The sequence below is a fragment of the Rhodanobacter hydrolyticus genome (assembly GCF_044904645.1).
The window spans coordinates 1,121,291-1,143,729 of sequence record NZ_JADIKK010000008.1; the positions used below are offsets into that span (position 1 = coordinate 1,121,291).

At 63.9% G+C, this 22,439-nt stretch carries 45 protein-coding genes and 2 tRNA genes; 24 read left to right on the forward strand and 23 right to left on the reverse strand.

What is annotated here, in order from left to right; translation table 11 throughout:
• Position 1: 1 nt before the first annotated feature.
• From terL to ISP25_RS07650, 21 genes are all read right to left on the reverse strand, one after another.
• Complete coding sequence (gene terL, locus ISP25_RS07550; RefSeq protein ID WP_404612904.1) at positions 2–1,384, reverse strand: phage terminase large subunit; 1,383 nt, start codon at positions 1,382–1,384, stop codon at positions 2–4.
• 3 nt (positions 1,385–1,387) lie between these two features.
• On the reverse strand, positions 1,388–1,831 hold the full coding sequence (locus tag ISP25_RS07555) for a terminase small subunit-like protein (RefSeq protein ID WP_404612906.1): 444 nt from the start codon (positions 1,829–1,831) through the stop codon (positions 1,388–1,390).
• An 89-nt stretch (positions 1,832–1,920) separates the two neighbouring features.
• A complete protein-coding gene (locus tag ISP25_RS07560; protein ID WP_404612908.1) occupies positions 1,921–2,490 on the reverse strand; it encodes a lipase family protein in 570 nt (189 codons plus the stop codon).
• The gene (locus tag ISP25_RS07565; protein ID WP_404612909.1) at positions 2,487–2,843 is read right to left on the reverse strand and encodes a DUF6527 family protein; all 357 of its coding nucleotides are present in this window, start codon (positions 2,841–2,843) and stop codon (positions 2,487–2,489) included. Before ISP25_RS07565 ends, ISP25_RS07560 begins: the two co-directional genes overlap by 4 nt.
• Entirely contained in the window at positions 2,840–3,316 is a 477-nt protein-coding gene (locus ISP25_RS07570) for a hypothetical protein (RefSeq protein ID WP_404612911.1), read from the reverse strand. Before ISP25_RS07570 ends, ISP25_RS07565 begins: the two co-directional genes overlap by 4 nt.
• A 4-nt stretch (positions 3,317–3,320) precedes the next feature.
• Complete coding sequence (locus tag ISP25_RS07575; protein WP_404612913.1) at positions 3,321–3,602, reverse strand: dynein light chain family protein; 282 nt, start codon at positions 3,600–3,602, stop codon at positions 3,321–3,323.
• Positions 3,599–3,856, reverse strand: a complete 258-nt coding sequence (gene lysC / locus ISP25_RS07580) for an Rz1-like lysis system protein LysC (protein WP_450088483.1) — start codon at positions 3,854–3,856, stop codon at positions 3,599–3,601. The genes ISP25_RS07575 and lysC overlap by 4 nt, the downstream gene beginning before the upstream one ends.
• On the reverse strand, positions 3,856–4,188 hold the full coding sequence (locus ISP25_RS07585; protein ID WP_404612917.1) for a hypothetical protein: 333 nt from the start codon (positions 4,186–4,188) through the stop codon (positions 3,856–3,858). The genes lysC and ISP25_RS07585 overlap by 1 nt, the downstream gene beginning before the upstream one ends.
• Positions 4,185–4,712, reverse strand: a complete 528-nt coding sequence (locus ISP25_RS07590; RefSeq protein ID WP_404612919.1) for a hypothetical protein — start codon at positions 4,710–4,712, stop codon at positions 4,185–4,187. Before ISP25_RS07590 ends, ISP25_RS07585 begins: the two co-directional genes overlap by 4 nt.
• A gap of 112 nt (positions 4,713–4,824) precedes the next feature.
• Positions 4,825–4,900, reverse strand: a tRNA-Trp gene (locus ISP25_RS07595).
• Positions 4,901–4,909: 9 nt separating this feature from the next.
• Positions 4,910–4,984: transfer RNA gene (locus ISP25_RS07600), tRNA-Met, on the reverse strand.
• A gap of 70 nt (positions 4,985–5,054) precedes the next feature.
• Positions 5,055–5,576, reverse strand: a complete 522-nt coding sequence (locus ISP25_RS07605; RefSeq protein WP_404612921.1) for a hypothetical protein — start codon at positions 5,574–5,576, stop codon at positions 5,055–5,057.
• A complete protein-coding gene (locus ISP25_RS07610) occupies positions 5,573–5,770 on the reverse strand; it encodes a hypothetical protein (RefSeq protein WP_404612923.1) in 198 nt (65 codons plus the stop codon). Before ISP25_RS07610 ends, ISP25_RS07605 begins: the two co-directional genes overlap by 4 nt.
• Entirely contained in the window at positions 5,767–5,943 is a 177-nt protein-coding gene (locus ISP25_RS07615) for a hypothetical protein (RefSeq protein WP_404612925.1), read from the reverse strand. Before ISP25_RS07615 ends, ISP25_RS07610 begins: the two co-directional genes overlap by 4 nt.
• Positions 5,940–6,491: a RusA family crossover junction endodeoxyribonuclease gene (locus ISP25_RS07620; protein WP_404612927.1), complete on the reverse strand. Its 552-nt coding sequence runs from the start codon at positions 6,489–6,491 to the stop codon at positions 5,940–5,942. The genes ISP25_RS07615 and ISP25_RS07620 overlap by 4 nt, the downstream gene beginning before the upstream one ends.
• A complete protein-coding gene (locus ISP25_RS07625; protein ID WP_404612929.1) occupies positions 6,488–6,640 on the reverse strand; it encodes a hypothetical protein in 153 nt (50 codons plus the stop codon). Before ISP25_RS07625 ends, ISP25_RS07620 begins: the two co-directional genes overlap by 4 nt.
• A 31-nt stretch (positions 6,641–6,671) precedes the next feature.
• The gene (locus ISP25_RS07630; protein WP_404612931.1) at positions 6,672–7,064 is read right to left on the reverse strand and encodes a hypothetical protein; all 393 of its coding nucleotides are present in this window, start codon (positions 7,062–7,064) and stop codon (positions 6,672–6,674) included.
• Positions 6,994–8,028: a DUF1376 domain-containing protein gene (locus ISP25_RS07635; RefSeq protein WP_404612933.1), complete on the reverse strand. Its 1,035-nt coding sequence runs from the start codon at positions 8,026–8,028 to the stop codon at positions 6,994–6,996. Before ISP25_RS07635 ends, ISP25_RS07630 begins: the two co-directional genes overlap by 71 nt.
• The gene (locus tag ISP25_RS07640; RefSeq protein WP_404612934.1) at positions 8,025–8,234 is read right to left on the reverse strand and encodes a hypothetical protein; all 210 of its coding nucleotides are present in this window, start codon (positions 8,232–8,234) and stop codon (positions 8,025–8,027) included. Before ISP25_RS07640 ends, ISP25_RS07635 begins: the two co-directional genes overlap by 4 nt.
• Positions 8,234–8,383 carry a hypothetical protein gene (locus ISP25_RS07645; protein ID WP_404612936.1) on the reverse strand — a complete coding sequence of 50 codons (150 nt, stop codon included), beginning with the start codon at positions 8,381–8,383 and terminating at the stop codon, positions 8,234–8,236. Before ISP25_RS07645 ends, ISP25_RS07640 begins: the two co-directional genes overlap by 1 nt.
• Positions 8,380–8,742 carry a hypothetical protein gene (locus tag ISP25_RS07650; protein ID WP_404612938.1) on the reverse strand — a complete coding sequence of 121 codons (363 nt, stop codon included), beginning with the start codon at positions 8,740–8,742 and terminating at the stop codon, positions 8,380–8,382. The genes ISP25_RS07645 and ISP25_RS07650 overlap by 4 nt, the downstream gene beginning before the upstream one ends.
• 131 nt (positions 8,743–8,873) lie before the next feature.
• On the opposite strand from ISP25_RS07650, the gene ISP25_RS07655 reads away from it, so the two are divergent.
• Positions 8,874–9,383, forward strand: a complete 510-nt coding sequence (locus tag ISP25_RS07655) for a hypothetical protein (RefSeq protein WP_404612940.1) — start codon at positions 8,874–8,876, stop codon at positions 9,381–9,383.
• A 5-nt stretch (positions 9,384–9,388) separates the two neighbouring features.
• Here ISP25_RS07655 and ISP25_RS07660 read toward each other — a convergent pair whose 3' ends face one another.
• Positions 9,389–9,619, reverse strand: a complete 231-nt coding sequence (locus ISP25_RS07660) for a hypothetical protein (protein ID WP_404612942.1) — start codon at positions 9,617–9,619, stop codon at positions 9,389–9,391.
• 105 nt (positions 9,620–9,724) lie between these two features.
• On the opposite strand from ISP25_RS07660, the gene ISP25_RS07665 reads away from it, so the two are divergent.
• Both ISP25_RS07665 and ISP25_RS07670 read left to right on the forward strand, forming a co-directional pair.
• Positions 9,725–10,402, forward strand: coding sequence for a S24 family peptidase (locus ISP25_RS07665; protein ID WP_404612944.1), 678 nt, complete (start codon positions 9,725–9,727; stop codon positions 10,400–10,402).
• 22 nt (positions 10,403–10,424) lie between these two features.
• The gene (locus tag ISP25_RS07670; protein WP_404612946.1) at positions 10,425–10,901 is read left to right on the forward strand and encodes a hypothetical protein; all 477 of its coding nucleotides are present in this window, start codon (positions 10,425–10,427) and stop codon (positions 10,899–10,901) included.
• 58 nt (positions 10,902–10,959) lie between these two features.
• Here the strand turns inward: ISP25_RS07670 and ISP25_RS07675 are convergent, their stop codons facing one another.
• Positions 10,960–11,187, reverse strand: coding sequence for a hypothetical protein (locus tag ISP25_RS07675; protein ID WP_404612948.1), 228 nt, complete (start codon positions 11,185–11,187; stop codon positions 10,960–10,962).
• Positions 11,188–11,335: 148 nt separating this feature from the next.
• Between ISP25_RS07675 and ISP25_RS07680 the strand changes: the two genes are divergently transcribed.
• The 21 genes from ISP25_RS07680 to ISP25_RS07780 all read left to right on the forward strand — a co-directional run bounded on the left by ISP25_RS07680 (position 11,336) and on the right by ISP25_RS07780 (position 22,425).
• Complete coding sequence (locus ISP25_RS07680) at positions 11,336–12,043, forward strand: hypothetical protein (protein WP_404612950.1); 708 nt, start codon at positions 11,336–11,338, stop codon at positions 12,041–12,043.
• Between the two features lie 24 nt (positions 12,044–12,067).
• On the forward strand, positions 12,068–12,277 hold the full coding sequence (locus ISP25_RS07685; RefSeq protein ID WP_404612952.1) for a hypothetical protein: 210 nt from the start codon (positions 12,068–12,070) through the stop codon (positions 12,275–12,277).
• Positions 12,274–12,567, forward strand: a complete 294-nt coding sequence (locus tag ISP25_RS07690; RefSeq protein ID WP_404612954.1) for a hypothetical protein — start codon at positions 12,274–12,276, stop codon at positions 12,565–12,567. The genes ISP25_RS07685 and ISP25_RS07690 overlap by 4 nt, the downstream gene beginning before the upstream one ends.
• A complete protein-coding gene (locus ISP25_RS07695) occupies positions 12,564–12,947 on the forward strand; it encodes a hypothetical protein (RefSeq protein ID WP_404612956.1) in 384 nt (127 codons plus the stop codon). The genes ISP25_RS07690 and ISP25_RS07695 overlap by 4 nt, the downstream gene beginning before the upstream one ends.
• Entirely contained in the window at positions 12,944–13,150 is a 207-nt protein-coding gene (locus tag ISP25_RS07700) for a hypothetical protein (protein ID WP_404612958.1), read from the forward strand. The genes ISP25_RS07695 and ISP25_RS07700 overlap by 4 nt, the downstream gene beginning before the upstream one ends.
• Positions 13,147–13,431, forward strand: a complete 285-nt coding sequence (locus tag ISP25_RS07705; RefSeq protein WP_404612960.1) for a hypothetical protein — start codon at positions 13,147–13,149, stop codon at positions 13,429–13,431. The genes ISP25_RS07700 and ISP25_RS07705 overlap by 4 nt, the downstream gene beginning before the upstream one ends.
• Positions 13,428–13,649, forward strand: coding sequence for a hypothetical protein (locus ISP25_RS07710; RefSeq protein ID WP_404612962.1), 222 nt, complete (start codon positions 13,428–13,430; stop codon positions 13,647–13,649). The genes ISP25_RS07705 and ISP25_RS07710 overlap by 4 nt, the downstream gene beginning before the upstream one ends.
• Positions 13,646–13,837: a hypothetical protein gene (locus tag ISP25_RS07715; RefSeq protein ID WP_404612964.1), complete on the forward strand. Its 192-nt coding sequence runs from the start codon at positions 13,646–13,648 to the stop codon at positions 13,835–13,837. The genes ISP25_RS07710 and ISP25_RS07715 overlap by 4 nt, the downstream gene beginning before the upstream one ends.
• Before the next feature lie 25 nt (positions 13,838–13,862).
• On the forward strand, positions 13,863–14,342 hold the full coding sequence (locus tag ISP25_RS07720; protein ID WP_404612966.1) for a hypothetical protein: 480 nt from the start codon (positions 13,863–13,865) through the stop codon (positions 14,340–14,342).
• A gap of 77 nt (positions 14,343–14,419) precedes the next feature.
• Positions 14,420–15,568: a coiled-coil domain-containing protein gene (locus tag ISP25_RS07725; protein WP_404612968.1), complete on the forward strand. Its 1,149-nt coding sequence runs from the start codon at positions 14,420–14,422 to the stop codon at positions 15,566–15,568.
• The gene (locus ISP25_RS07730; RefSeq protein WP_404612970.1) at positions 15,565–15,831 is read left to right on the forward strand and encodes a hypothetical protein; all 267 of its coding nucleotides are present in this window, start codon (positions 15,565–15,567) and stop codon (positions 15,829–15,831) included. Before ISP25_RS07725 ends, ISP25_RS07730 begins: the two co-directional genes overlap by 4 nt.
• Positions 15,828–16,667: a YqaJ viral recombinase family protein gene (locus ISP25_RS07735; protein ID WP_404612972.1), complete on the forward strand. Its 840-nt coding sequence runs from the start codon at positions 15,828–15,830 to the stop codon at positions 16,665–16,667. Before ISP25_RS07730 ends, ISP25_RS07735 begins: the two co-directional genes overlap by 4 nt.
• Positions 16,668–16,689: 22 nt before the next feature.
• Complete coding sequence (gene recT, locus ISP25_RS07740) at positions 16,690–17,748, forward strand: recombination protein RecT (protein ID WP_404612974.1); 1,059 nt, start codon at positions 16,690–16,692, stop codon at positions 17,746–17,748.
• Between the two features lie 126 nt (positions 17,749–17,874).
• Positions 17,875–18,390, forward strand: a complete 516-nt coding sequence (locus tag ISP25_RS07745; protein WP_404612976.1) for a hypothetical protein — start codon at positions 17,875–17,877, stop codon at positions 18,388–18,390.
• Between the two features lie 38 nt (positions 18,391–18,428).
• Complete coding sequence (locus ISP25_RS07750) at positions 18,429–18,953, forward strand: hypothetical protein (protein ID WP_404612978.1); 525 nt, start codon at positions 18,429–18,431, stop codon at positions 18,951–18,953.
• 31 nt (positions 18,954–18,984) lie between these two features.
• The gene (locus ISP25_RS07755; RefSeq protein WP_404612980.1) at positions 18,985–19,422 is read left to right on the forward strand and encodes a four helix bundle protein; all 438 of its coding nucleotides are present in this window, start codon (positions 18,985–18,987) and stop codon (positions 19,420–19,422) included.
• Positions 19,419–20,774 carry an RNA-directed DNA polymerase gene (locus ISP25_RS07760; protein WP_404612982.1) on the forward strand — a complete coding sequence of 452 codons (1,356 nt, stop codon included), beginning with the start codon at positions 19,419–19,421 and terminating at the stop codon, positions 20,772–20,774. The genes ISP25_RS07755 and ISP25_RS07760 overlap by 4 nt, the downstream gene beginning before the upstream one ends.
• On the forward strand, positions 20,767–21,705 hold the full coding sequence (locus ISP25_RS07765) for a DNA cytosine methyltransferase (protein WP_404612984.1): 939 nt from the start codon (positions 20,767–20,769) through the stop codon (positions 21,703–21,705). Before ISP25_RS07760 ends, ISP25_RS07765 begins: the two co-directional genes overlap by 8 nt.
• Positions 21,702–21,956 carry a hypothetical protein gene (locus tag ISP25_RS07770; protein WP_404612986.1) on the forward strand — a complete coding sequence of 85 codons (255 nt, stop codon included), beginning with the start codon at positions 21,702–21,704 and terminating at the stop codon, positions 21,954–21,956. The genes ISP25_RS07765 and ISP25_RS07770 overlap by 4 nt, the downstream gene beginning before the upstream one ends.
• On the forward strand, positions 21,953–22,228 hold the full coding sequence (locus ISP25_RS07775; protein ID WP_404612988.1) for a hypothetical protein: 276 nt from the start codon (positions 21,953–21,955) through the stop codon (positions 22,226–22,228). Before ISP25_RS07770 ends, ISP25_RS07775 begins: the two co-directional genes overlap by 4 nt.
• Complete coding sequence (locus tag ISP25_RS07780; RefSeq protein WP_404612990.1) at positions 22,225–22,425, forward strand: helix-turn-helix transcriptional regulator; 201 nt, start codon at positions 22,225–22,227, stop codon at positions 22,423–22,425. The genes ISP25_RS07775 and ISP25_RS07780 overlap by 4 nt, the downstream gene beginning before the upstream one ends.
• Positions 22,426–22,439: the final 14 nt, after the last annotated feature.

The following is a 22,439-nucleotide window of genomic DNA, read 5'->3' on the forward strand; positions in this document are numbered from 1 at the left end:
GTTATCCGAACCAGGAGCGCCGGGGAGCCATGACTTCGGCGAAGGCGCGGCTAAGCGCATCGACCTGATCGTCGTGACTGCCATTCGGGAACATCCGCATTTCGTTCACCAGCGCCTCGTTCCACGGTCCACGCAGCATCAACACGTTTCCAACGTTCACCTGAGCGGCGAGCGGTTCGGCACGTGTCACCTTGTCGCCCGTCTCCGGGCTCGTCTTGACGCGATACCCGGCCAGAGCACGGGTCATGTAAAGGGCCTGCGTCTTGCCCGCCTGCCCAGGATCTTGCGGATAGCTCACCACGACACTCTTGCCGTCCATCGCCGTCGTGTTGACGATGGCCGCGTCACGTTCGTCCGGGCCGCGCTGCAGTCGCGCCATATCGCCGATGATGTAGCGACCGTCGGCGAGCCGTCCAAGCTTGCCGCCGGCCGTCCAGTCGCCGTCCTCGGTCACGCTGGCCAAGTCCCAGCCACGGCACCAGCGGATCTCGCCAGCCGGCACCGCATCAACCACCTGCAGCTGATCCGGCTTGAAGAGTCCGCCTTCCAGCGGCGCCGGACGCTGCATGTACTGACCAGCGAACACGTATGGGCTGGCCTGCTCCATGCGGCGAAGCTCAGCCAGATCATGTTTGGCCGGCCAGAGCGGTTGCCCATCATCCCGAATCGCAGGGAGGCAGACATGCTCCCATTGCTCACCGTTACCGCCGCGCAGCAGCCAGCCCGCAAGGTCATCTTCATGCAAGCGCTGCATGATGAGGATGATCGGCGTGTCGGGACCGTTCTTACGTGATTCCAACGTGTTCTGGAACCAATCGAGCACGTTCTGCCGCTTGATGTCGCTGCGCGCCTCGTCGGCCTTGTGAGGGTCGTCGATGATGATCGCGCCGCCGAAGCCTGGTCGATGCTTGCCTGCCCCGAAGCCCGTGATCGTTCCGCCCGAGCCTACGGCGTACACGCAACCATCGACATTCGTGCGCCAGTGGTTGCGCGCCGTGCTGTCCGAACGCAATGCCATTCCCGGAAAGATCGCCCGGAACTCTTCGTGCTGCACGAGCTCGCGCGCCTGCCAGGCATTGTTCGCCGCCAGGTCGCCGCTATAGCTGGTGTGGATGAATTCGGCATCGGGAACATTGCCCAAGGCCCAGCCCATGAAGTTCACGACCGCAAGTTCCGTCTTCGAATACCGCGGCGGAACGTTGATAATCAGCCTCTTGCACTCGCCGTCGTACACGCGCATCAGTGCGTCGGTCATGACGCGATGATGCTCACCCATGCGCCAGGCATAGCCCTTTCGCTTCAGGAACATCCACTGGCTGAAGGTCAACAAGTCAGCCGGCGCGACCTGCCGGATGGCTTGGATCTCGGTGTCCGTGAATTCCACGGGTCACCCCGTCAGCTTGGGGATCGCCGCCTGCAGCGTGGCGCGAAGCTCTTCGCGCGTCAGCTGTTGAAGCACGATAGGACGCTCACCGCCCTCCAGCGAAACCTGCTGCTTGTCGCCATAGCGCCGCGGATCCCACTTCGCCAGAAGCTTCAAATCCGTCTCGACGATCAGCTTGTCGCGCTGCACATTCGTCGATGAATCCTTTCCCTTTCGATGATTGCCAGAGGCCACTTCGCGCGCATGCTTGGCAATCGCGTCATATCCATGATCACGTGCATCATCGAACTGAGCGGCAATCAATGGATCGATTCCGCGCCATTCGTCCACCGTACGCTTCGGAATGCCGAGCGATCGGCAAATGACCGTCAGAGGCTCCCCATCTGCAAGGCGTGCGCAAATGTCTTGGACCAGCTTGTCCCGGTCATACTTGCGCGGCGCAACCATGACTTAGACCCTCCAGCTCTGCAGCGCCAGCCAAATGCAGATGGCGAGCTGCGTGTGGCGAAGCTGGCCGAGGCTGCGGTGCATGGCGTTCATGGGTTGCTCAGCGCCGCGATAACGCGGTCGATGGAATGGTCGATGAGGTTGGGCAGCGACAATGCTGGCGTGCCGATCCGCGTCAGCGGACCGGGTAGCGACATGAGCGTGGGGATTTCGGTCACCAGGTCGTTGCCGTTTCGAGTGGCGAAGAACGGAACTTTCCAGACGGCGAGCATCTTGGCCAGCACGTCGTCGCCGCAGATGCGCGGCGGCTCGAAGGCGTATACCGGCACGACGTGACCCAGCTTCGCCCATTCGGCCGCTTCGAAGATCGCCAGCCCAGCGCCTTCGCTATGGCCTCCGATGGCAGATGGAGGCGGGAGTGCCAGACAAGGCTCGCGGATGTCGAGCCATGCATGCCAGATACCGGCATGCAGCTTGCCGAACGGCGTATCCACCAGCGCAATGTCGAAGTCGTGCAGCCACGACTGGATGTCGTCGCTCCCCCGGAACATGTGCACGTCGCCGTACACATGCATCCTCGAGGCGCTGTCAGCCTGCCCGATGGTCGGCGCGTCCGAATAGGCGCGCTGGGCCAGCAGGGCATAGTCGACAGGGTTCACGCGTCCACCAGTTCGGGGAGATCGACTGTCTGTCCAGCCATCACATGGCTGCAATCCGACAGAAACTGGATCCTTCCATCACGCACGAACGAGTGGCATCGCTCGCACTTGAACGACGAAGGTTCGCGATCAGGCATGCGCTCGGCCCAATCGCAATAGCAGTTTCCTGCCACCTGCGGCTCGTGCAGGTAATGCCCGCTGCGCACAAGAACGCTCGGAGAAAAGGTGGGACTCTCCATTGAGCCGTTGAACGTCCACGACAAACCCACAATGTGCTCGTCGTCGCAACCCGGGCAGTGGAAGCGATAACCCCAGAGGTTCCCGGAGCCATCGTTGACGCGCTTCAGCTTCACGGGTTAGCCGCACTCGATGCCGATACCGGCGCAGCCTTCGCTGCGGCGATCTGCTGCTCGACCACGCCGACAAGGCCCATCGCTGTTTCGGCGGCGACGAGAATGGTTTGTGCCTGCATCTGCTGCGCGGCGGTGAGCGGTAGCGCGCCGACAATCGAACCGAGCGCCGGCAATGCCTGCGTCTTCAATGCGCTGAGGTTGGTCGCCGTCACGGTCGCGCCAGCTGCGCACACCGCATCGATGGTCGGCGCATATTTGGTGAGATCGGCCTGGGCCTTGGTTGCGAACCCCGCAGAGGACGGAACAGCGGCCATCTCGGCATTGAAGGTCTTGAGCAGCGTCACGCCGGCATTGATCGATGGACACGCAACGGCAGCGATCTGCGCGGGCGATGGCGGTTTGGTGGCACAGCCGGCGATCAAGGCGAGCGAAACCATGGCGGCCAAGGCCACCAGCATGGACAGGCGTTTCATGGGATTACCCTTTGGGGTTGGTGTCGGAATCGAAGGGCTGCGGAACGGTGGGCGCGGTTTGTGCCGGCGGCTTTTGACCGGTGAGCAGGAAGCGCACTTGCGGATCGCTGAGGATGACCAGGGCGATGCCGGCGCTGGCTGAAATGATCGCCGCGATGCTCCCTGCCTCATTCGCCCATTGCTTGCACAGGACCGAGGTCACCAGAGCGACGTAGCCGTACACGCTCGACTTCTCGTTGAGCTTCGCCAGCAGCCGCTGCAGAAGCGCCAGCGTCTCAGGCTTCACGGCTTCTTCCCCTGGATCGATCGGATTGTGTCCAGCTTCGCGTTGCAGGCGATCAGCGCCTGCTTGCGCTCGTTCGCGACACGCACCACCTCGGCCACGCTCTGGTTCACCGGTAGCGCTACCGCGCAATGCTCGGTGAGGTAATCCGGCAGCGGATGGTCCTGCACGACGACCGCAGCCGAACGAGGCGCAGTGATCGGAGGTGGTGCCGTGCATCCCGCCAGCACCAGGCAGAGCAGCGCGGCGCGCATCATCACCGCAGCTTCCGTGTCGCCTGCAGGTCGTGGATGTCGGCGCTGTTGCGGTCAACCTGCACCTTCAGCTCGGCCATCTGTCGCGTCAGGCCAGGCACGTCGGCGAGCTGCTGCGTCAGGGTGGTGATCTGGCTGTTCAGCACCGCGATCTGCGTGGTCATGCCGTCCAGCGTCTTCTGCTGGTTGTCGAAGCGGCCCATCGTGGAATCGAAGATCCATCCCCAGGACAGGAACAGCAGCACAGCCGCGCCGGTCACGATGTACTTTTCGACCGGACCCAGTCGGAAGTGCCAATGGCCGTTGTCTTGCTGGTCCAAATCCATTTCCGTCATGCCTCGCTTCCGGAGACGGCCGCGAGCGCGGCGCTGTAGTTGTCGTTGAACCGCTGCCGGATGGCGGCGCGTTCGGCCGGCGTGCCGCGTGTGTAGGCGCCAGGCCCCCACGTCGCGATGTAGTAGTCGAAGGCTGCGTCCACATTGCCCAACGCTGGCAGTGGCGCCAAGTTGCACCACAGCGCCAGCCGAGCGGTGCCAGCGGCGAACAGGTCATCCGTGAGCAATGCCCAGTACATGTCCGATGCCAGCGGCGCCACGGCGCGCGACTTGCAGAGCGCGTACACCTCGGCTGAGCTGGCTTTGTTGTCGAGCAGCAGCTGCATCAGCGGTCGCTCGCACTGCCACAGGCCATGCGCCGGACCGCCCTGCTGCTGGCGCGTCCGATAGCCTGTCTCCTGCGCACCGAACGCCACCAGCAGCACGCGCGCCGGCGGCGTGTCCATCTGCGCTGGCAGCAACGCCAGCGCCGGCACGATCACCTTCGCCAACACGGTTTGTGGTGTGGCAGGAAGATCGATCATTGCCCGACTCCACACAGCGAAAAAAGCGCCCAGATGATCAGCGCCGAAAGGAGACAGGCAACCACACCCCGCGCCGCATCTATCTGGTCGTCGCGCATGGGATGTCCTGAAATGGCTAGCCGCCCAGGAGTCGAACCTGGAACCTCGGGATTTGGAGTTCCGCGCTCTGCCAGTTGAGCTAGCGACTATCGGAAAGGTGGTAGCACGGGCCGGACTTGAACCGACAACCTCCGGGGTATGAACCCAGCGATCTGCCATTGATCTACCGTGCGTCGGAAACGAAAAAGCCCCGCCGGTGAGGGCGAGGCTTTCGGAAGTGGCAACTTTGCAGCGTGGCGAAAACTAGGCGATTACCCCCTTGACGTCAAGTGCCTGCTCGCCCTCATTGCGTAGCGCGAACTCCCAGCGATCCAATGCGCCCTCGCACTTCATCCATAGCCAGCCGGCGCCGATGTTCGCCAATAGCGTGAAGTCTCGATGGTTGCGATGAATCGGCGCATCAACCTCGATGCCATGCACTGCCAGCTTGTACGCCGCCAGTGCTACCGGAAGCATGCGGTCGCGGTTTCGCTTTCCAGTCGACCCCGTGCCCTGCTCCAGCTTTCCGGCCAGCCACTCGACGATCTCGCGTTGGCGATCATCCACCTGCAGCGCCAGGCTGTAGACGATCCACGGGCCCACGTCGTCAGGATGCCGCTGCGCCATCTTGAGCGACACCAACAGCTCGGCTTCAGCTGTCAGCTTGCGCGAAGAAAACGGCGTGCCGCCACCGGAGTCTTGGTCGCGATACGTGGTTGACCCCAGTAGGCGACCCAGCCGCTCCATCAGCAACGGCCGGTCTTTGCCCCACAATTCGTTCGTCATCCCCACCTCTCCCGCTGAAACTTCGCCGGCACTTCCGGCAACTCCATCCACCCCAGCACGCCGTCGTGGCCGACGAACCTGCCGCGAACGCACCAACCGATATCCGGTCGCCAGTGACCGACCTCGCGCTTCGTCCACGAGTCCACGACGAGGTACTCGCCCTGACGTGGCGGGGCGTTGGTGTTCCAGGTCATGCACCCGTTTCCTTCGCTGCCCGCGCCGCGCGCCGTGCCAGTTTCGCCGCGCGCTTGGCCATGATCTCGGGCACATCCTTGGCCTCGGAGAGCTTCGGCGGCTGCCGCGCAGCGGATGCAGCGATTGCGCGGGCGAGCGGAGTGAGTTCGTGGAAGAAGGTGCGGCGCTTCATGCGAACAGCTCCGGCGCCACGCGCTCGACCACCAGCGGCGCAATCTCGACCTCGACGCGTGCGCCGCGATCGTCCGGCTCGCAGCGCACCAGCGCGATGCTGTGCAGCTGCTTGTCGTCCTGCCACGCGATGCCATTGAGCGCATCGCTCAGCACCTTCTCGCAGTTGCCCAGGTCGATGCAGCGCACACTGTCGGCCCAGGTGTCGGGATCCTTCCGGGCGCGCTTCGCCCAGTCCAGCGGTCGATCCGGGAACAGCCGCAGCGTCATCGCGAGACGACCTGCCATCGGCGTCACCATCGCCCGGGTCGCCAGCGTGGAGACCTCCGAGCGGTACGCCTTCGCCTCCTTCGTCGGCACGATGGTGATGTGGTTGCCGATGCGGACCGGGCGCCAGTAACGGTTGCTGCTGATCGGGTACGGCAGCACCAGCCGCACCACCGCATGGGCTTCGTTCCCCGCCTCAGGCGCGCGCGCGGGCACGAAGTGGGCGCCTTGGACGCGTTCCTCGCACGCATGCGCGAAGGCCGAATGGTCAGGGCGGGTCATGCGATTCCCCAGACGATCGTCGGACGAAAGGATCCGCCGCGCTCTTTGCTGCAAGGCAGCACGCGGCGATCCTGATGCAACTCCTGGACGGCATGCTCGACGCCCGAATGGCTGGCACTGAGCGCGCGAGCAAGCTGGTCGAAGGTCATCGGCTGCAGTCGAAGCACAGCGACGACGCGATCACGGAGTGGTTGCGGCCGCATCGCTGCCATCCTCCGGCCTGTCGTACCCCATCTGCTTCGCGATTTCGGCGAGGTGCTCCAGTCCACGCAGCCGGCGCTCCTCGTGCTCGATGCGCTTCACCTGCTCAGGGTTCGGAATGGCCGGCAGCGCGTCGAGGAGTTGCCGCGGCGCGGGCCAGTGCGTGCAGGTGCTGGCCAACGTGCGGAAGGCGATGCGGAAGCGCTCGCGGTCGCGCTGCTGGTCGAACTGGCGCCCTTCCGTGATGGCTTCGCGCCAGGCCATGGCGGTGCCTTGGATCACGTCCATGGCGGGGGTGCGGTCAAGGCTCAGCGTCGCGAGGCGCGTCAAGCCCTGGGCGATCTCGTGGAGAATCCAGTCGGGTGTGGCCATTGCCGAGTTCCTGCAGTGCGTGGATGCCTTGGAGGGTTTTGCTGGGTGCAGCGGCGCGAGCGGTTCGCGGCGGTCCTGCGGGCAGTGCGCTGGCGCCTTCGGCGTGGCGACTGCGTGCGGTCTGGATGGCCCATGCGAACGGTTTGGCCTTGCCGGCGGCGACACCCTCGGCGGCGGTGTCGCGCAGCGCCTGGGGAGTGACGCCCTCGGCCAGGGCAGCGAGCAGGTCGGGGTGACTGGGATTGGTCTGGACGCAGCCGGCCTGTCGCATCAGCAGGCACGCGCGCCCTGCCTCGGTCGGTGAACTGGGTCGCGCGGGAGGGTCTTGCGAAAGCGGCGCGTGCGGAGAAGCTTTTTGCTCTTGATCTTTAACTGTCCCTGTCCCTGTCTTAGCCATTGCAGGTGCGTTGCAGCCGTTTCCGTTCTGAAACGTTTCAGTTTCAGGTTGCGTTTCAGTTTCCGTTTCAGGTTTTGTTTCAGGAAGGTTCGCAACACGCTCACGCAGGACGTCGATCTTGGTGTCGAACGGGAGGACGATCCCATGGGCGCGAAGCGCTCTGCGTAAGGCTTTGTGCTCTGCTCGGAAGTTCTGCAACCGGGTCGATTCGTTCTCCTGACGATCCTGGAATTCCTCACGTTCCTTCCATGCTTCCAGCGCCTTTTCTGCGATGACGGGGTGATAGAACCGGCCGTCGTCACACAGCACCCAACCACGCATGCACATCGCCTTCACGCGCTTCCAGCGAGATGCTGTCCCTGACAGGTGTGCAAGAATCCGGTCGTCATTCGGCAAAGAGGCTGCCGGAACCTGCGTCCAGGACTTGCACCACAGTGCGACGGCGGCCTTGAACTCGTCGCCCGTCGAGAGCGCGAACAGGTCGGAGTCGATCAGGCGCACGGTGTCGAGCGGCATCCATGGCATACCGCGGAGATCGACTTCGGATGGAACGAGTGGACTGGTCATGCCCTCATCGTCTCAGCGTTGGCGCCGGTATCCGTGCTGCCGGACGGCGATTGAACGGGCCGCATCGAGCAATTCGCATCCGCTGGCCCGGCGAGCGCCTTCCGGAACTCTTCCGCCAGCTGCTCGTGCCCGGTGTAGTCCAGCGCGCCTTCGGGTGGCGCTGGACGCGCTGCCTGGTCGCGAAAGTCGATCGTGGTGCGCGACATCAGTGCGCCTCGATGATGTGGTAGAGGCGTCCGCCGTGCTGCCGACGGAAGGCCCGAGCGAGCTTCCGGGTGCGCAGCAGGGTCCAGTGCGTGCCGGCGATGCTGTGCGGCGTGCGCACGGCCCATGCGTAGGTTTCGCCCTCGCTCATGCGGCCTCCAGAAGGCGCGCAAGATGCTTCACCGCATCGCGTTCCGCCTCGAAGCGGTTCAGCGCGGTCTGCAGTTCGCGGAATTGCGCGAGCAGGTTGGAGCCGGTCGCCGCGCAGAGCGGCTTGACCAGCTTGTCAGGGATGGGGCGTTCACCGTTCTGCAGGCGCGAGATGTAGGCGCGCGACTTGCCTACACAGGCGCCGATGTAGTCGAGCTTGTGGTGGCCCGCGGCGATCGAGACGGCCAGGGCCTGCGCATCAGAGTCGATCTGCCGCAGCAGCTTGGCCGGCGCGTCCTTGGGGGCATGGTGCACGCCGAACGCCAACGGTAGCGACGACTGGTTGCCAAGCGTTGCCAACGGTTGCCTTTCGTTGCCAAGACCGGCTGGGCAAAAATTTTTACCCATGGCGCAGACCCCGAAAAAAGGCGGACTCCCCCGGCGGTACGATGGCGTCGCCCGACCCCATCAATACGCACCGGAGGAAATCCATGGAACCGTTCAGCTCATTCACTGCCATCGCTGGAACCCTCAAGGCGACGCAGGAGACCCTCCGTGTAGCGCTGGAGAGCCGCGATCTCATCAAGAACGCTCCCCTCCTCCAACAACTGAACGCTGCTCAGCAGAACGTGTTCGCGCTGAACGCGCAGCTCTTCGAGCTTCAGAACCAGTACCTCGAAACCGCACAAGATCTGGCCAAACTCAAACAGTCGGCGGTCGAGCGCGACCGCTATGCGCTTTCCGAAATCACCAAGGGCGTCTTCGCTCTGAAGTTCCGAGGCGCCCCAGCGTCGGTGGACGGAAGCCACGAAGGCCTGGCGGAGCCCGAGCACTTCATCTGCCAGCCGTGCCTGGACGGACGGGGGCAGAAAGTTGTCCTTCAGCGCGTCACGGATGGATGGGGATCCATCGCGCTCAAATGCCCCAGCTGCAACACCGAGCTGCTCACGGGAGAGGTCATTCGCACAGCTCTCGGGCGCAGCGTCGATCCTGGGTTCTGACGACATCACGCCGCCTCCCCTTCCTTGCTGGAGGGCGGGGGGCCGAAGATCAGCTCTTCCTTCGAGACCTTCTCGGGACCGAGGCGCTCCGTGGCTTCTTCGATGCGACGAGCGAGACTGGGACTTGGCTTGCGGCGCCCAGTGGCAAGCTGCCAGAGATAGTCGGGAATCGTGTCGCAGGCTTCCGCAAGCGCCTGGCGCCTGGGTATGTCACTGATGTAGGCATAGAGGTCCATGCAGCACATCTAGCCACATGCTATGCGAAAATGTCAAGCAATATGCTAGATTTCGCGCCAAAAGTGCTAGACGTTACTGGCCTAGCTTGTAGCTAGCATTCGCCCATGACTACTGTTGACACCATACGTCGCGCGAATCTGGCGCTGCTCGTTCAAAAATATGGCTCTCAGGCCGCTCTTTCCCGACACATCGGGAAGGATCGAAATCAGATCAATCAATGGCTTGGCAAGGGAAGTGCGCGCGACATGGACCGCGAGACCGCCCGAATGTTCGAAGACAAGTGCGAAAAGGAGCGGGGCTGGATGGATCAGCCACATGATGAGGCGACACCAGCCAAGGTCGCAGACTCTGCGACCCGACCAGACTATGTTCGCGCCGAGCAGCGCGAGGTGGATGGGGATATGGGCGATGGAAGAGTCAACGATGAGGTGCCGGAGGTGATCCGGGCAGTGGACTACACCTCCATCTTCATCCGGTCACTCATGGGCTTTGTTCCATCCCCTTCTCGCTTGAAGCTTGTGCGCGGCATCGGCGATTCAATGCGTCCAACGATTGAGCCCGGCGAATCTGTACTGGTCGATACAGGCTGCCGATCCTTCAATGGTGACGGCATTTATCTGGTCAACTCCGGCACGGGTGAACAGATTAAGCGACTTCAAGACAAAGGCGGCATTGTCCATGTCGTAAGCGACAACAAGGCCTATGAATCGTTTTCGGTTAATGAAAATACAATTATTGAGGGGCGCGTGTACCTTATTCACCATTTAGAACGCGTTACTTAATCAAATGGAATAAGGGGACAATATGAAGAAGATTGCATTAGTTGCAACCTTGTGCGGCGTGCTTCCGTTTGTCTCTCATGCGCAAGGCGAACGCCTGAATGCAGCAACATTCTCTACCTTCAAGTCCGACCCCGTTGTTCGGCAAAGCGGATGGATAAAGCTTGGCGACACTCAGACAACTGAGTATTGGTACGCGCACACCGCCGGCAATCCTTCCGTTGTAGGCATAGCCGTAAAAGCTGCCATCAAGGCCATAGGCGCCGGCGAATATTCCTCGATCCAGATCGCCACTGGATTCGTTAATTGCAGCGAAGTTCCAAAGGGATTATGGCCTCTCCATCTGCACTCCTATTCGATTGAGTCGAATGATGCACAAACAGGGGATGGTGATCCTGCCAATCAGATAGAGCCCAATGCGGAGAGCATCACCATTCCAGGCGGAACATATCTAGCTAAGGCGATCAAGCTTTCGTGTATCGCTGTCGTGTCAAGCAAGTAACTCCATAATTAACGTCGCTCGTGCATCTCACGCATAAGCCCCGCTCAAGCGGGGTTTTTCATGTTTCGAACTCGGGAATGTCTGGCACTTCTCCGCTGCGCACCAGTACTCGCGGCTCCCCATAGTACCCCTCGTCGTAGTCCTGCACCTGATACCAGGCCAGCACGCCGTCGTAGCGCTCGGTCAGCAGCTGCGCAGCCCAGCGCGCCTCGGATTCGTGCCCACGCAGTAGAAGCTGGGCCGGCCGCCCCTCCCTGAAGCTCTGTATGTAGTAGATCGTCTGCATGTAGAGAGCATGGGCGTGGGTGCGCTCAGGGGCTGCGACTGTATTAGTGAACTTTGTCGTATCGATATTCGTCTAGCTTTTTGCTTGACATGTCTAGCTTTAAGCTAGATGATTCCTCTCAACGCCCTACCGGGCTGGGAGGAACGCCATGGATCACCGCATCGCCACCAAGGTTGCAGCCGCCGCCGCACTGGCCTTGTGCGTGTCTGGCGCCCAAGCCGCTGACCTCGACCTTTCCCTGCACGCAGAGGCCGGTCTCGGCACCTCGCAGTACCGCATCGTGCCGAACGGCACCTGGTATCAGGTGGGCGCGGCGGACAACCACGTCGAGACGCGCGGCATGCCGTGGCTGGTCGGCGTCACTGGCGACATCGTTACGGCTGATCGCGCCGGGCTGAGCTACCACGCGGACTACCTCGACCTCGGTCATCTGACGTCGGCCTGCCAGTGCACGACGATTGATGCGGACTACAACCACGAAACACATCTACTCATCGCGAATGCGCCGACGGCTCGCTACGTCGGTTCCGGTGACGTGCATGGACTCAAGCTTTCGCTGGCCCCCTACCTCTCGTTCGGCGCGACGCGCATTGGCGTCGAAGCCGGCGAATTGATCTATGCGGACAACTGGCACGAGTCCGTCTACGGCTGGGGCGCAGGCATGCATCTGCAGCCTCGTAACGGGTCGTTCAGCACAGCATCCAACATTCATGCTGCGCACCTCTTAGGCATCTACGCGACACGCGACCACCTCACCGTGAGCTACGAGTGGGCGCATCTCCAGAACAACCTCTCTCAGCGCGTTCCTCCGCTCTATGTGGGTATGCACGCGCTGATGGTGACCTATTCGTTTTGACAGCGCGGCCAGGAGAGATAAGCCATGCACCAGCAAGTCAACTTCCAGGCCGAGCCGTCGGCCACCGTCGCGGGCCAGTGGATCGGCGTCGTGCGTGAGGCCGTCACGGGCAAGTTCATCACGCAGACGTCGCTGTCGTTTCCGTCGCCGAGCTGGGCCATCGTTGCCGCCGAGAAAAAGTGGCTGCGTCGTCCGGCGTTGATCCATAGCGCGATGGCGGGAGCCGCGGCATGAGCGCGCCCGTGGATGTGATGGCGGTGCTAGATAAGGCACAAGAACGGCTTTATGGCGTCGCCAATAACCAGGTTAATCCTGGTGGTGCAGAAATCTATACGAAGCTTGGAGACGACGTCTTCTGCGCCCGCGCCGCCGTGGCGGAACTGATCGGGGCAGCTATTGTTGTGCTCGCGTCCTGTCGGGCCGGCATGGAGCCCGACCTGACCGCGCTCGCCGATGCACTGAGCGGCGTCAGTTCTAAACAGACGCGAAAGGCTTCATTCGCCCGCATCGGCGGTGCAGCATGAGCCGCATCGACTGCCACATCTGCGGTGGTGATGGGCTGCACGAATGCGGGCTGCAGCATGACCCGGACGCCATCGTGTTCGAGCCCTGCCGCAACTGCAAAGGCACCGGCGAAGAACCGTGGCGCGCCGCGGGATCGCGCGACACCGGGCCGAAGCCTCCCGTGCAGTACTTGGGACCGCTCAAGAACTGGAGCGGCGACCTCCTCGAAGAACTGCAGCTGGCACGCACGCACGAGAACCGCGCCTATTACGCACGCGTCCGCCGGGAAGCCATGCGCCCGAAGGTGATGCAGCTCGCGCAGGCCGACATGCTGGCTCGCGCTGCCATGTGCGTCACGGCCGCGGATCGCGCGGTGGCGGCGTGGAGGGCGGTGGCATGAGCATCGAGTATGCATTCCCGTCTTCCGATCTCGGCATTCATGGCACGTATGGCATGACACTGCGCGACTACTTCGCAGCGCAGGCGCTTCCCGAAGTTGTACGTCGCTACCCGATCTCTACAGCAACTACTGTTGATGAAGCTGCGGAGTTGGCCTACGAAATGGCTGACGCCATGCTCCGCGCCCGCGAGGTGCAGTCATGAGCGCAACCCTCCAGAACCGCCGCGCCATCCGCGCCTACGACGAAGTGCAGCGCGATGCGATCTACGCCGTCGAGCGCGAGTCCATCCAGCGCGAACCGCAGCCGCCCGAGCCGTGCAACTTCTGCGCGTCGGACATCGAGCCGGATCGAACTGTCAAGGATTACTTGCGAGTTGCCGGCGCGTGGCTGATGAACCCAGACAACAACCCAGCCATGTTCGCTGCAGTCGTCGTGTTCATCGCGATTTGCGTCGCTCTCAGCTTCGCGAGTGTGTCGCCATGACCATGCTCGCCGATCTGCATGATCTATCCGCCGCTGAGTTCGCGGAAGCCATCGCGCCACTGCAGTCCCTGCTCGACACCTATCACGCCAAACGCGCCGATGCCCGCGCGCGTTTCGGCCAATCCTTCGCCGGCTACCGCACTGCAGTCCCTCCCTGCAGTGATCTTCCCCTGGATCGCGCGGTAGCCGGCGAATCACCCATGGAGCAAGCCGCATGAGCGCTATTGCCTGTGAATCGCCGCGCCCCTTCATTCCGTGGGGACGTCTCTCGGCCCCTGTCGATCCCGAGGAAACGCGGCAGCGCTACCTCGCCCAATCCCTCCTCTCTGGCCCGGAAATCGGCCAGTGCCCTCCTCTCTCGCTCGACCAAGCGCTCGATGTTCTGCGCTGGGCCGGACGTCTCTGACCAACACATTTCAGGAGCAGCCCGCATGAGCATCATCGACTTCGCCAAGCCCGCCATCCTCAAGATCAGCCCCGCCGGCGACATCATGCCGCTCGACGCCAAGGGCCACGCCGCCATCCGCTACCCCGACTTCGGCGTGGAGTTCGCGGTGGGCGCCGGGCTGCTCGCCCGCAACATCAAGTTCGACACCGCGGTGAAGAAGTGCCGGGATCTGCAGCACGCCGGCGACGACGGCTGGATCCTCGCGCCCGACCTGCGCCTGCACCTGCTGACCGTGGACTACTCGCGCAGCGGGCCGGCGGCTGATCCGGATCTGTTCCCCGATGCCGTGTCCGAGTGGCACTGGACCGCGCACGGCTGCGAGTGGGCCGGGAAGGATGAAGACGGGACGCCTCGCGCGTTCTGGCAGGTCTACGGCAGCAGCGGCCACGTCCTCTACGGCGACCGCGGCCGCTACTACGGTGTCGTGCGGCCGTGTCGCCTGGTGCCGCGTCCCGGTCAGTGAGTCCTCGTTTATCGATTGCGCCGTAGGCGCACACCCCATTCCACACCGCGCCGGCCGGTAGCCGGCAGGAGATTCCCATGGACACCAGCACCACCAAGGATGCCGGCAGCAACCTGACTCAGGTTGCCGAGTACACGCAGACCGCGGCCGCTCTGGCCGAGTTGCGCCAGAAGTACACCGGCCTCGTCATCGACGTCACCACGCCGAAGGGCATGAAGGAGGCCAAGGCCTGCACATTCGAGCTACGAACGCTGCGCACCAATCTGGAGAAGCGGCGCGCCGAGCTGAAGGCACCCATTCTCGCCCGCGGCAAGCTGCTGGACGATGAGGCGAAGCGCATCACCGCCGAGATCCGCGCGATGGAGGAACCCATTGATGTGCAGATCAAGGCCGAGGAGGCGCGCGCCGAGGCCGAGAAGCTGGCGAAGCTGGAGGCCGAGCGGCAGCGCGTCGAGGGCATCGCCCGTGCCATTGAAGAGATTCGCAACGTGCCCGGCAGCCTGTTCGGCAAGCCGGCGGTGATCGTCGAGGGCCAGCTGGCCAAGCTGCGCGCGCAGACGCTCGATATCGAGTTCTACGCCGAGCGTTTCCGCGAAGCCGAGGACGCCCTGGCCGCAACCATCGCCCGTGTCGAGCAGCAGCTGGCTGCCCAGCGCGAGCAGGAGGCCGAACAGAAGCGCATGGCCGCCGAACGCGCGGAGCTTGAACGCATGCGCGCCGAGAACGAACGGCTGCAGCGCGAGGCCGACGAGCGCCGTCGGGCTGACGAGGCCCGGGCCGCGGCCGAGCGGGCAGAAGCAGAGCGCCAGGCGCAAGCGGAGCGCGACCGGCTCGCCGCCGAGGAGCGCGACCGCGAGGAAGCCGAGCGCGCCGAGCGCCAGCGGCAGGAGGCAGAGGCCCGGGCCGCGCGTGAAGCGCTGGAGCGTGCCGAGCGCGAAGCCCGTGAGGCCGAGCTGGCCGCCGAGCGCGAGCGCCAGGCAGAGGAACAGCGAAGGCTGGAAGCGGAGCGCGCCGAGCTGGAGCGCCAGCGCCGGGCAGCTGCAGCGAAGGCCGAGCGCGAGCGGCTGGCGAATCTCGGGCTGCGCGAGGCGGCATCCGCTGTACTGAGCTGGCTCACTGTGAACGGGCACAGTCAGCAGCAGGTGACCAAGGACTTGATGGCGGCGCTGGAGAACGACGCCGCCCAGGTCAAGCCGGTCCGCGGCAAGCGGAGCGCCGCGGCATGAGCGACATGGGCGAAATGTACGCCGACTGGCGCGCCATGAAGCGCGAGAAGAAGGCGTCCAACCTAGCCAGCTCGACCGATCTTCTGCGCGAGCGAGGCGTCGACTTCGAGCAGAAGAACGATGGCGTGCACCTGATCGTTCGCGGCGTCGGCAACGTCGTCGACTTCTGGCCCAGCACCGGCAAGTTCATCGTGCGCGGCGGCCGCACTGGCCGCGGCGTGTTCAACCTGCTGCGCATCGTGCAGCCGAAGGCTTCCGCATGAACGCCCGGCTCCAGCAGCCCCACTCCCGCGTCGGCTACGTCGGCGGCGCGAACGTGGCCGGCATCCTCGGCATTTCCCCGTTCCGCACGCCATTGGACGAATACCTGCTGATCACCGGCGAGCGCGAGGAGATCATCACGACTGAGAAGGCAGAGTTCTTCGAGGACCGGCGCGACCTGGAGCCGTGGGCGGCAAAGAAGTTCGTGCGCCGCAGCGGCCTGGCTATCGTGCGGACGAACGAGCGCTACACCGACGCGGTGCTGCCGTGGGCCCGCGCTGAGATCGATTTCGAGGTCGAGGACGGCGGCAACGGCGAGACGAAGACGGTCCACCCCAATGCCGTGCGCGACTGGGGCGATCCGGACGCCGGCGACGAGCCGCCGATGTATGTCACGGCGCAAGCGATGTGGGGCATGGGCGTGCATCCGGCAACGCACTGCTACGTGCAGGCGCTGGTGGGCTTCGATGACTACCGCCTGTACCGCATCGAGCGCCACGAGCCGACGATCCACGAGATCCGCCAGCGCGTCGCTGACTTCTGGCGCTGGCACGTCGAGATGCGCCGGGCGCCGCAGCCGATCAACCACGCCGACGTCGTTGCCCTCTACAACCGGGACAGCGGCCGAGCCGTTGAGGCCGACCAGAACACACGCAGCGCATTGGAGAACCTCGCCACCGTGCGCCGCCGGCTGGCATGGGACGAGAACCAGCGAAACCTCGCCGAGTTCGTCATCAAGGCCTTCATGCGCGACGCCACCACGTTGCTGGTGGACGGCAAGCCGGCACTCACCTGGAAGGCGCGCGCCGATGGCGTCCGCGTGTTCCGCATCCGCTGAATCACCCCGAGGAGAAACACCGATGGCCAAGGCCAACGCTTTGCAGAACCACATGGCAGGCAATGCCGGCACGAACGTCGCAACGCAGCCGCAGGGCGAACACAAGACGCTGGCGCACCTGCTGACCGATCCGAAGATCAAGCAGCAGATCGCGCTCGCCCTCCCCAAACACATGACGGCCGACCGTCTCGCGCGCATCGCCCTCACCGAGATCCGCAAGGTGCCGAAGCTGGCGCAGTGCGACCAGACCAGCTTCCTCGGCGCGATCATGCAGATTGCTGCCCTTGGCCTGGAGCCGGGCGGCGCGCTGGGGCATGCCTACCTGATTCCCTTCGACAAGCGCGCCAAGATGGCGAACGGCCAGTGGGGCGTCGTCGGCACCGACGTGCAGCTGATCATCGGCTACCGCGGCATGATCGACCTTGCCCGCCGCTCCGGTCAGATAGTCAGCCTCTCCGCCCGCATCGTCTACGCGAAAGACAAGTTCGCGTATGCCTACGGCCTGGAGGAATCGCTGGAACATGTTCCGTTCGAAGGCACCGATCCCGGAGAGATGACCCACGTCTACGCGGTCGCCAAGCTCGTCGGCGGCGGCGTGCAGTTCGAGGTCATGAGCCGCGCGAAGGTCGAGTCGACGCGCGACGGCAGCCAGGGATACCAGGCGGCGGTGAAGTCGGCCGAGAAGTACAACAAGACCGTCGACAGCCCCTGGACCAACCACTTCGACGAGATGGCGAAGAAGACCGTCATCCGCCAGCTGTTCAAGTACCTGCCGGTGAGCATCGAGATCCAGCGCGCGGTCGGCCTTGACGAGCAGGCCGATGCGGGCCTCTCGCAACACAACGCCCTGGTGATCGACGCCGACTACACCGTGCAGCCCGGCGCCCAGCCGGCTGACGACGCTCCCACGGCTGATGACGGTCCTGGCCTCTCCACGCAGGAAGTCCACGACGCCCTCGCCGCAGCCACCACGCGCGACGCGCTGGACGAGGCGGCCTCCCTGATCGACCTGACTCCGGAAGCCGGACGCGGCGCGCTGCACGCGCTGTGGGGCGCGCGCGAGAAGGAACTGCAGGCGTAACCGAACCCTGATGCCAAGAGCCGGTTGCTCTGCGCCCAACGCAATAAGCCCACGTGGCCGCGCCGAGGGATCACGTATCAACGCCGGATGACGTAACCGGTCCCCTTCCCAGCAAGGAAAACGACCATGTTCCAGCTCACGAACCAGCAGACCAAAATCAACAGTTTCACGCCCCGCATGGAGAAGCACGGCGACGAGAACGTGCTCGCCGGCACGATGAAGTGCGAGACCACGATGCACAGCGGCGTGCTCGACATCTTCGACAAGGGTTTCCGCAAGCTTCTGTACCGCAAGCCCGCGCCGGGCGAACAGGCGCAGTTGCCGCTGGGCGACCACTCGGACGGCCTCACCGCGCTCAAGCTTCCGTGCCTCAAGCCCATCCAGTGGGACGAAGACTTTCCGGGCTACACGCTGGCGATCCAGTCGGGCCTCGCGCTCGATGAGGTGCTCAAGCTCAAGGACGTCGAGCTGCACGGCTTCAGCTTCGAGCCCCTGGAGGGCGGCAGCTGCACGGTGAAGTTCGCGCTGAACTTCAACCAGGACGGCCGCACCAGCGGAAAGCTCTGCCAGCTGATCCAGGAGACAGTGGAGATCACGCTGACGCCGCCGCCGAAGAACGCCGAACTCGATCAAGCCGCGTGAGTGCGGCTCCCCATCCCATCCTCACCAAGGACACCCGCATGAACGCTCCGCTCATTCACGTGAAGCACCTGCACCTCCACCTGCCCACTCCCGCGGTCGGCCCCATCGATCTCGGCGCGCTCGATCTGTCGAAGGCATCGAACGCAGCTGCGGCATCACGTCCGCGCTTCGAGCTGTCGCCGGATGGATCCTACGTCACCGACCACAAGACCGGCATCCAGTGGGCCACCGAGACCACCGACTACATGAGCTATGACAAGGGTATGGCCTACTGCGCAGCCCTGACGCTTGGTGGCTTGACGGGCTGGACCATCGGCCCGCTTGAACGCCGCGAGACGATCACTGATCGCACGCGCTTCAAGCCGGCAATGCCAATGCCTTTCAAGGGCGATAAGTACGAATGGACGTGCACGCCTTATCTGCCGTCCGGCAACGATGAAAACGGACAGCCTCGCGCGTTCTGGCAGGTCTACGGCAGCTACGGCGGCGTCTACTACGACGGCCGCGACGACGGCAGCGGTGTCGTGCGGCCGTGTCGCCTGGTGCCGCGTCCCGGTCAGTGAATCTCCTCGTCCCTTGTCTGCGTAACCTCCCATGACCTTCACCCTTCCAGCCGCCGTGCGTCTCGCCGAATCGCTCTCCTCAGCCATTGAGGAAGCGGTAACGCGGTTCCCGCGCAAGCATCGATATGCCTTCGGTGCGGAGTTGCGGGAGCGCGCCTGGTCCGTGCTCAGCATTGCCAATCTGGCCGCATTGCGACCGGAGCGGCGCGCGGCGTTGCTGGAGGAGCTGCGCGACAAGGTGGACGATCTGAAGCTGTCCTTGCAGCTCGGCAAGCAGATGCGGGCCTTCGTCAGTTTCCGCCAGTTCGAGGCGTTGTATCGCGACGCCGCGAAGCTGGGGCAGCAAGTCGGTGGTTGGTATCGATCCGTGATTCCCCCTCAAGGCCAGAGTGATCAGGACGTCGTTCCTGGTCAGCGCGCCAATACACTGAGTGCCCGTTCCGCCTCGATCTATGAGGCCAACGCATGACGACGCCACGCTACCTCGACGGCTGTGTGGCTGGGTCGCAAGTGAACGGGAAAGCGCCTCGCGCGTTCTGGCAGGTCTACGGCAACAACGGCAACGTCAACTACGACAACCGCGACAACAACAACGGTGTCGTGCGGCCGTGTCGCCTGGTGCCGCGTCCCGGTGAGTGTAAGGGTGGAAAGGTCAGCGTCGAGGCGCTGCACCATGCATGGAGGGCGGCACGCCGCCGCAAACAGCCCAGCCGCAACCAGCTGGCTTTCGAGGTCCGCTGGATGGACCGCTTGCTGGAACTGCAGCAGCAGTTGAACGCGGGCACCTGGAAGCCGCTGCCGACCACCTGTTTCATCGCCTCACGTCCGAAGGCTCGCGAGATCCACGCGCCGGACTTCAGCGACCGTGTCGTGCATCACTGGCTCGTGCCGCAGCTGGAGGCGATCTACGAGCCCCGTTTCATCTTCGACTCGTACTCAAACCGCAAGGGCAAAGGCACGCACAAGGCGGTGGAGCGCTTGCGTCAGTTCGTGCGCGAGGTGCACAGCGGCCAGGGTGGCGGATGGTATTTGCAGCTCGACGTGAAGAACTTCTTCCCAAGCATCCATCGACCGACGCTGTGGGCGATGCTCAAGAGGCGTCTGACGCGCGCCGGCTTGCCCGAGGTCGGGATGCGCGCCACGCACGCTCTGCTGCGCCATCCCGTGCAGGTGCAGGGCATCCGCTACCGCTGCACGGAAGCCGAGCGCGCCCGCGTGCCGATGCACAAGCGTCTGGAGAACGCGCCGACTGGGTGCGGCCTACCGATCGGCAACCTGTCCAGTCAGTTCTTCGCGAACGTGTATCTGGACAAGCTCGACCAGTTCGTGAAGCACGTGCTCAAGGCGAAGCGCTACGTGCGGTTCGTGGACGACTTCGTGCTGGTGCACCACGACCGCGCTGTGCTGGCCGAGTGGAAGGAGCGCATCGAGCAGTTCCTGGTCAGCGAGCTGCGTCTGCAGTTGAAGGACGACGTGCGCCTGCGTCCGCTGTCGGCCGGCTGTGACTTCTTGGGCTATGTGGTCTACCCGACGCATACCCGCGTGCGGCGCCGCGTCCTGAGCCATGCTGCCGAGAAGTTGGAGGCCTGGCGCAAGGAACACCTGCAAGGTCGCGTCGCCACCGGCACGCCGGCTGACTTCCGTCATCTGCAATCCGTGTGGTCGAGCTACACCGGCCACATGCGCCACGCGAACGCCCATCGACTGCAGCAAACCATCCTTCGCCGCCAGCCGTGGCTTGCGCCGCTCGCGAACACAAGACGGCGGTTCAGCCATCGGTTGGAGGGTCAGCCCGTGCGGATCGAGGTGTTCCATGGCTGACGGTGCGCAAGGCGGCCAGATCCGCGCAATCGACCTGTTCGCCGGCTCCGGACTTTTCAGTCGCGGCGCTGAGGATGCGGGAATCCGTATCGTGTGGGCTGGAAACCACTGGAAGGTGGCGACGGACTGCTATGCCGCGAACCATGCTGTCCTGCCGGCATGCCAGGATCTTCACCAGCAGGATTGGACGCAGGTTCCTGCGCACGATCTACTGATTGCCTCACCGGCATGCACCGGACACACGCCGGCACGCGGCAAGGATCGACCGCACCATGACGCTGATCGCGCAACAGCGTGGGCCGTGGTCTCGGCACTCGAATGCCATCGACCGGCGTTTGGCGTGATCGAGAACGTGGTCGCTTTCACGAAGTGGGTTCTCTTCCCGGCGTGGTGTCAGGCGGTCACTGCTCTGGGCTATGCCATTTCGCCGCACCTTGTCGATTTCGCCGATCTGGAAGTTCCGCAGAACCGGGAGCGGGTCATCATCGTGCTGTCCCGGTCCAAGCATCCGCTTGAGCTGAAACTGCCGAAGATACCCCACATCCCGGCTGCGCAGATCGTGGACTTCAGTGCCGGGAGCTGGTCGCCAATCCGCAAGCCAGGTCGTTCGCCGAAGACTATTGCGCGGATCGAAGCTGGTCGCCGCGCGCATGGTGACCGCTTCGTTGCGCCGTATTACAGCACCGGCTCTGGCACATCTGGCCGATGCCTGTCCAGACCAATCGGAACCATCACTACCGTTGACCGCTGGGCGGTCATCGATGGCGATCGGATGCGCATGCTGTCGATTGCCGAAGCGCGCAAGGCGATGACGGTCCCGGACGACTACAAGCTTCCAGCGCGGCATGCTGACGCGATGAAGTTGCTGGGCAATGCAGTTCCGCGGCTCGGGGCCATGCACATCTTCCGGGCGCTGGAGCGTGCCGCATGAGCCGCCTCCACAGCCGCAAGCTCCCGGCCCACCGCGGCACCTTCAGCTATGCCCGCGTCCCGATGGATGACGGCGGCGTGGCCTACCGACTGTTCCGTCGAGACATGCGCCGCGCGCTGCACGCGGAGCTGTGCAACTTCCACCCGGACTGCGACCGGCGCCTGATCGCGCAGCAGCTTCGCAAAGCGCGGCACCGGCTGCGCGAGACCGTGGACGACATCGACCTTCAGATTTTGGGAGTGACGCAATGAGCACAAAGCACATCTCGCAGCGTGAGGCTCGTGCACTCAAGCGCCGGGTCGCGCAGTTGGAGGCGGCCGAAGACCGTCGTCGCAACTGTTACGCGTTCGACTGGCCTGGAGGCACGCATATCGGCTCGCTGTCAGCAGATGCCGCGAGCCTGGCCAAAGTCGATATCGCGCGCCGACTCAAGCATGCCGTCGTGTGCACTGCTGTGAATGGCATCATCCAACTGTATGCGTTGCCGATCAGCACCAAGGCTTACGAGGAGGCGATGGGATGAGCGAGACTCTACTCCCGCGCCGCGAAGTGGAGCGCCGGGTCGGTCTGGGCCGTTCGGCGATCTACGCCCGCATGGCACGCGGTACCTTCCCCAAGCCGGTACACGACACTGAGACCGAAACCGTGTGGTGGGTGGAATCGGAGATCAATGCCTGGGTGCAAGCGCGCATCGACGCCAGCCGCAAGCGCGCCGCATAACATGGGTACAAGCA

Coding starts and splice junctions, on each gene's coding strand:
- ISP25_RS07555 (WP_404612906.1), bottom strand. CDS start 1,831: ATGGTTGCGCCGCGCAAGTATGACCGGGACAAGCTGGTCCAAGACATT.
- ISP25_RS07570 (WP_404612911.1), bottom strand. CDS start 3,316: ATGAAACGCCTGTCCATGCTGGTGGCCTTGGCCGCCATGGTTTCGCTC.
- lysC (WP_450088483.1), bottom strand. CDS start 3,856: ATGATGCGCGCCGCGCTGCTCTGCCTGGTGCTGGCGGGATGCACGGCA.
- ISP25_RS07585 (WP_404612917.1), bottom strand. CDS start 4,188: ATGACGGAAATGGATTTGGACCAGCAAGACAACGGCCATTGGCACTTC.
- ISP25_RS07590 (WP_404612919.1), bottom strand. CDS start 4,712: ATGATCGATCTTCCTGCCACACCACAAACCGTGTTGGCGAAGGTGATC.
- ISP25_RS07605 (WP_404612921.1), bottom strand. CDS start 5,576: ATGACGAACGAATTGTGGGGCAAAGACCGGCCGTTGCTGATGGAGCGG.
- ISP25_RS07610 (WP_404612923.1), bottom strand. CDS start 5,770: ATGACCTGGAACACCAACGCCCCGCCACGTCAGGGCGAGTACCTCGTC.
- ISP25_RS07615 (WP_404612925.1), bottom strand. CDS start 5,943: ATGAAGCGCCGCACCTTCTTCCACGAACTCACTCCGCTCGCCCGCGCA.
- ISP25_RS07620 (WP_404612927.1), bottom strand. CDS start 6,491: ATGACCCGCCCTGACCATTCGGCCTTCGCGCATGCGTGCGAGGAACGC.
- ISP25_RS07625 (WP_404612929.1), bottom strand. CDS start 6,640: ATGACCTTCGACCAGCTTGCTCGCGCGCTCAGTGCCAGCCATTCGGGC.
- ISP25_RS07630 (WP_404612931.1), bottom strand. CDS start 7,064: ATGGCCACACCCGACTGGATTCTCCACGAGATCGCCCAGGGCTTGACG.
- ISP25_RS07635 (WP_404612933.1), bottom strand. CDS start 8,028: ATGACCAGTCCACTCGTTCCATCCGAAGTCGATCTCCGCGGTATGCCA.
- ISP25_RS07640 (WP_404612934.1), bottom strand. CDS start 8,234: ATGTCGCGCACCACGATCGACTTTCGCGACCAGGCAGCGCGTCCAGCG.
- ISP25_RS07645 (WP_404612936.1), bottom strand. CDS start 8,383: ATGAGCGAGGGCGAAACCTACGCATGGGCCGTGCGCACGCCGCACAGC.
- ISP25_RS07655 (WP_404612940.1), top strand. CDS start 8,874: ATGGAACCGTTCAGCTCATTCACTGCCATCGCTGGAACCCTCAAGGCG.
- ISP25_RS07660 (WP_404612942.1), bottom strand. CDS start 9,619: ATGGACCTCTATGCCTACATCAGTGACATACCCAGGCGCCAGGCGCTT.
- ISP25_RS07665 (WP_404612944.1), top strand. CDS start 9,725: ATGACTACTGTTGACACCATACGTCGCGCGAATCTGGCGCTGCTCGTT.
- ISP25_RS07670 (WP_404612946.1), top strand. CDS start 10,425: ATGAAGAAGATTGCATTAGTTGCAACCTTGTGCGGCGTGCTTCCGTTT.
- ISP25_RS07675 (WP_404612948.1), bottom strand. CDS start 11,187: ATGCAGACGATCTACTACATACAGAGCTTCAGGGAGGGGCGGCCGGCC.
- ISP25_RS07680 (WP_404612950.1), top strand. CDS start 11,336: ATGGATCACCGCATCGCCACCAAGGTTGCAGCCGCCGCCGCACTGGCC.
- ISP25_RS07685 (WP_404612952.1), top strand. CDS start 12,068: ATGCACCAGCAAGTCAACTTCCAGGCCGAGCCGTCGGCCACCGTCGCG.
- ISP25_RS07690 (WP_404612954.1), top strand. CDS start 12,274: ATGAGCGCGCCCGTGGATGTGATGGCGGTGCTAGATAAGGCACAAGAA.
- ISP25_RS07695 (WP_404612956.1), top strand. CDS start 12,564: ATGAGCCGCATCGACTGCCACATCTGCGGTGGTGATGGGCTGCACGAA.
- ISP25_RS07700 (WP_404612958.1), top strand. CDS start 12,944: ATGAGCATCGAGTATGCATTCCCGTCTTCCGATCTCGGCATTCATGGC.
- ISP25_RS07705 (WP_404612960.1), top strand. CDS start 13,147: ATGAGCGCAACCCTCCAGAACCGCCGCGCCATCCGCGCCTACGACGAA.
- ISP25_RS07710 (WP_404612962.1), top strand. CDS start 13,428: ATGACCATGCTCGCCGATCTGCATGATCTATCCGCCGCTGAGTTCGCG.
- ISP25_RS07715 (WP_404612964.1), top strand. CDS start 13,646: ATGAGCGCTATTGCCTGTGAATCGCCGCGCCCCTTCATTCCGTGGGGA.
- ISP25_RS07720 (WP_404612966.1), top strand. CDS start 13,863: ATGAGCATCATCGACTTCGCCAAGCCCGCCATCCTCAAGATCAGCCCC.
- ISP25_RS07725 (WP_404612968.1), top strand. CDS start 14,420: ATGGACACCAGCACCACCAAGGATGCCGGCAGCAACCTGACTCAGGTT.
- ISP25_RS07730 (WP_404612970.1), top strand. CDS start 15,565: ATGAGCGACATGGGCGAAATGTACGCCGACTGGCGCGCCATGAAGCGC.
- ISP25_RS07735 (WP_404612972.1), top strand. CDS start 15,828: ATGAACGCCCGGCTCCAGCAGCCCCACTCCCGCGTCGGCTACGTCGGC.
- recT (WP_404612974.1), top strand. CDS start 16,690: ATGGCCAAGGCCAACGCTTTGCAGAACCACATGGCAGGCAATGCCGGC.
- ISP25_RS07745 (WP_404612976.1), top strand. CDS start 17,875: ATGTTCCAGCTCACGAACCAGCAGACCAAAATCAACAGTTTCACGCCC.
- ISP25_RS07750 (WP_404612978.1), top strand. CDS start 18,429: ATGAACGCTCCGCTCATTCACGTGAAGCACCTGCACCTCCACCTGCCC.
- ISP25_RS07755 (WP_404612980.1), top strand. CDS start 18,985: ATGACCTTCACCCTTCCAGCCGCCGTGCGTCTCGCCGAATCGCTCTCC.
- ISP25_RS07760 (WP_404612982.1), top strand. CDS start 19,419: ATGACGACGCCACGCTACCTCGACGGCTGTGTGGCTGGGTCGCAAGTG.
- ISP25_RS07765 (WP_404612984.1), top strand. CDS start 20,767: ATGGCTGACGGTGCGCAAGGCGGCCAGATCCGCGCAATCGACCTGTTC.
- ISP25_RS07770 (WP_404612986.1), top strand. CDS start 21,702: ATGAGCCGCCTCCACAGCCGCAAGCTCCCGGCCCACCGCGGCACCTTC.
- ISP25_RS07775 (WP_404612988.1), top strand. CDS start 21,953: ATGAGCACAAAGCACATCTCGCAGCGTGAGGCTCGTGCACTCAAGCGC.
- ISP25_RS07780 (WP_404612990.1), top strand. CDS start 22,225: ATGAGCGAGACTCTACTCCCGCGCCGCGAAGTGGAGCGCCGGGTCGGT.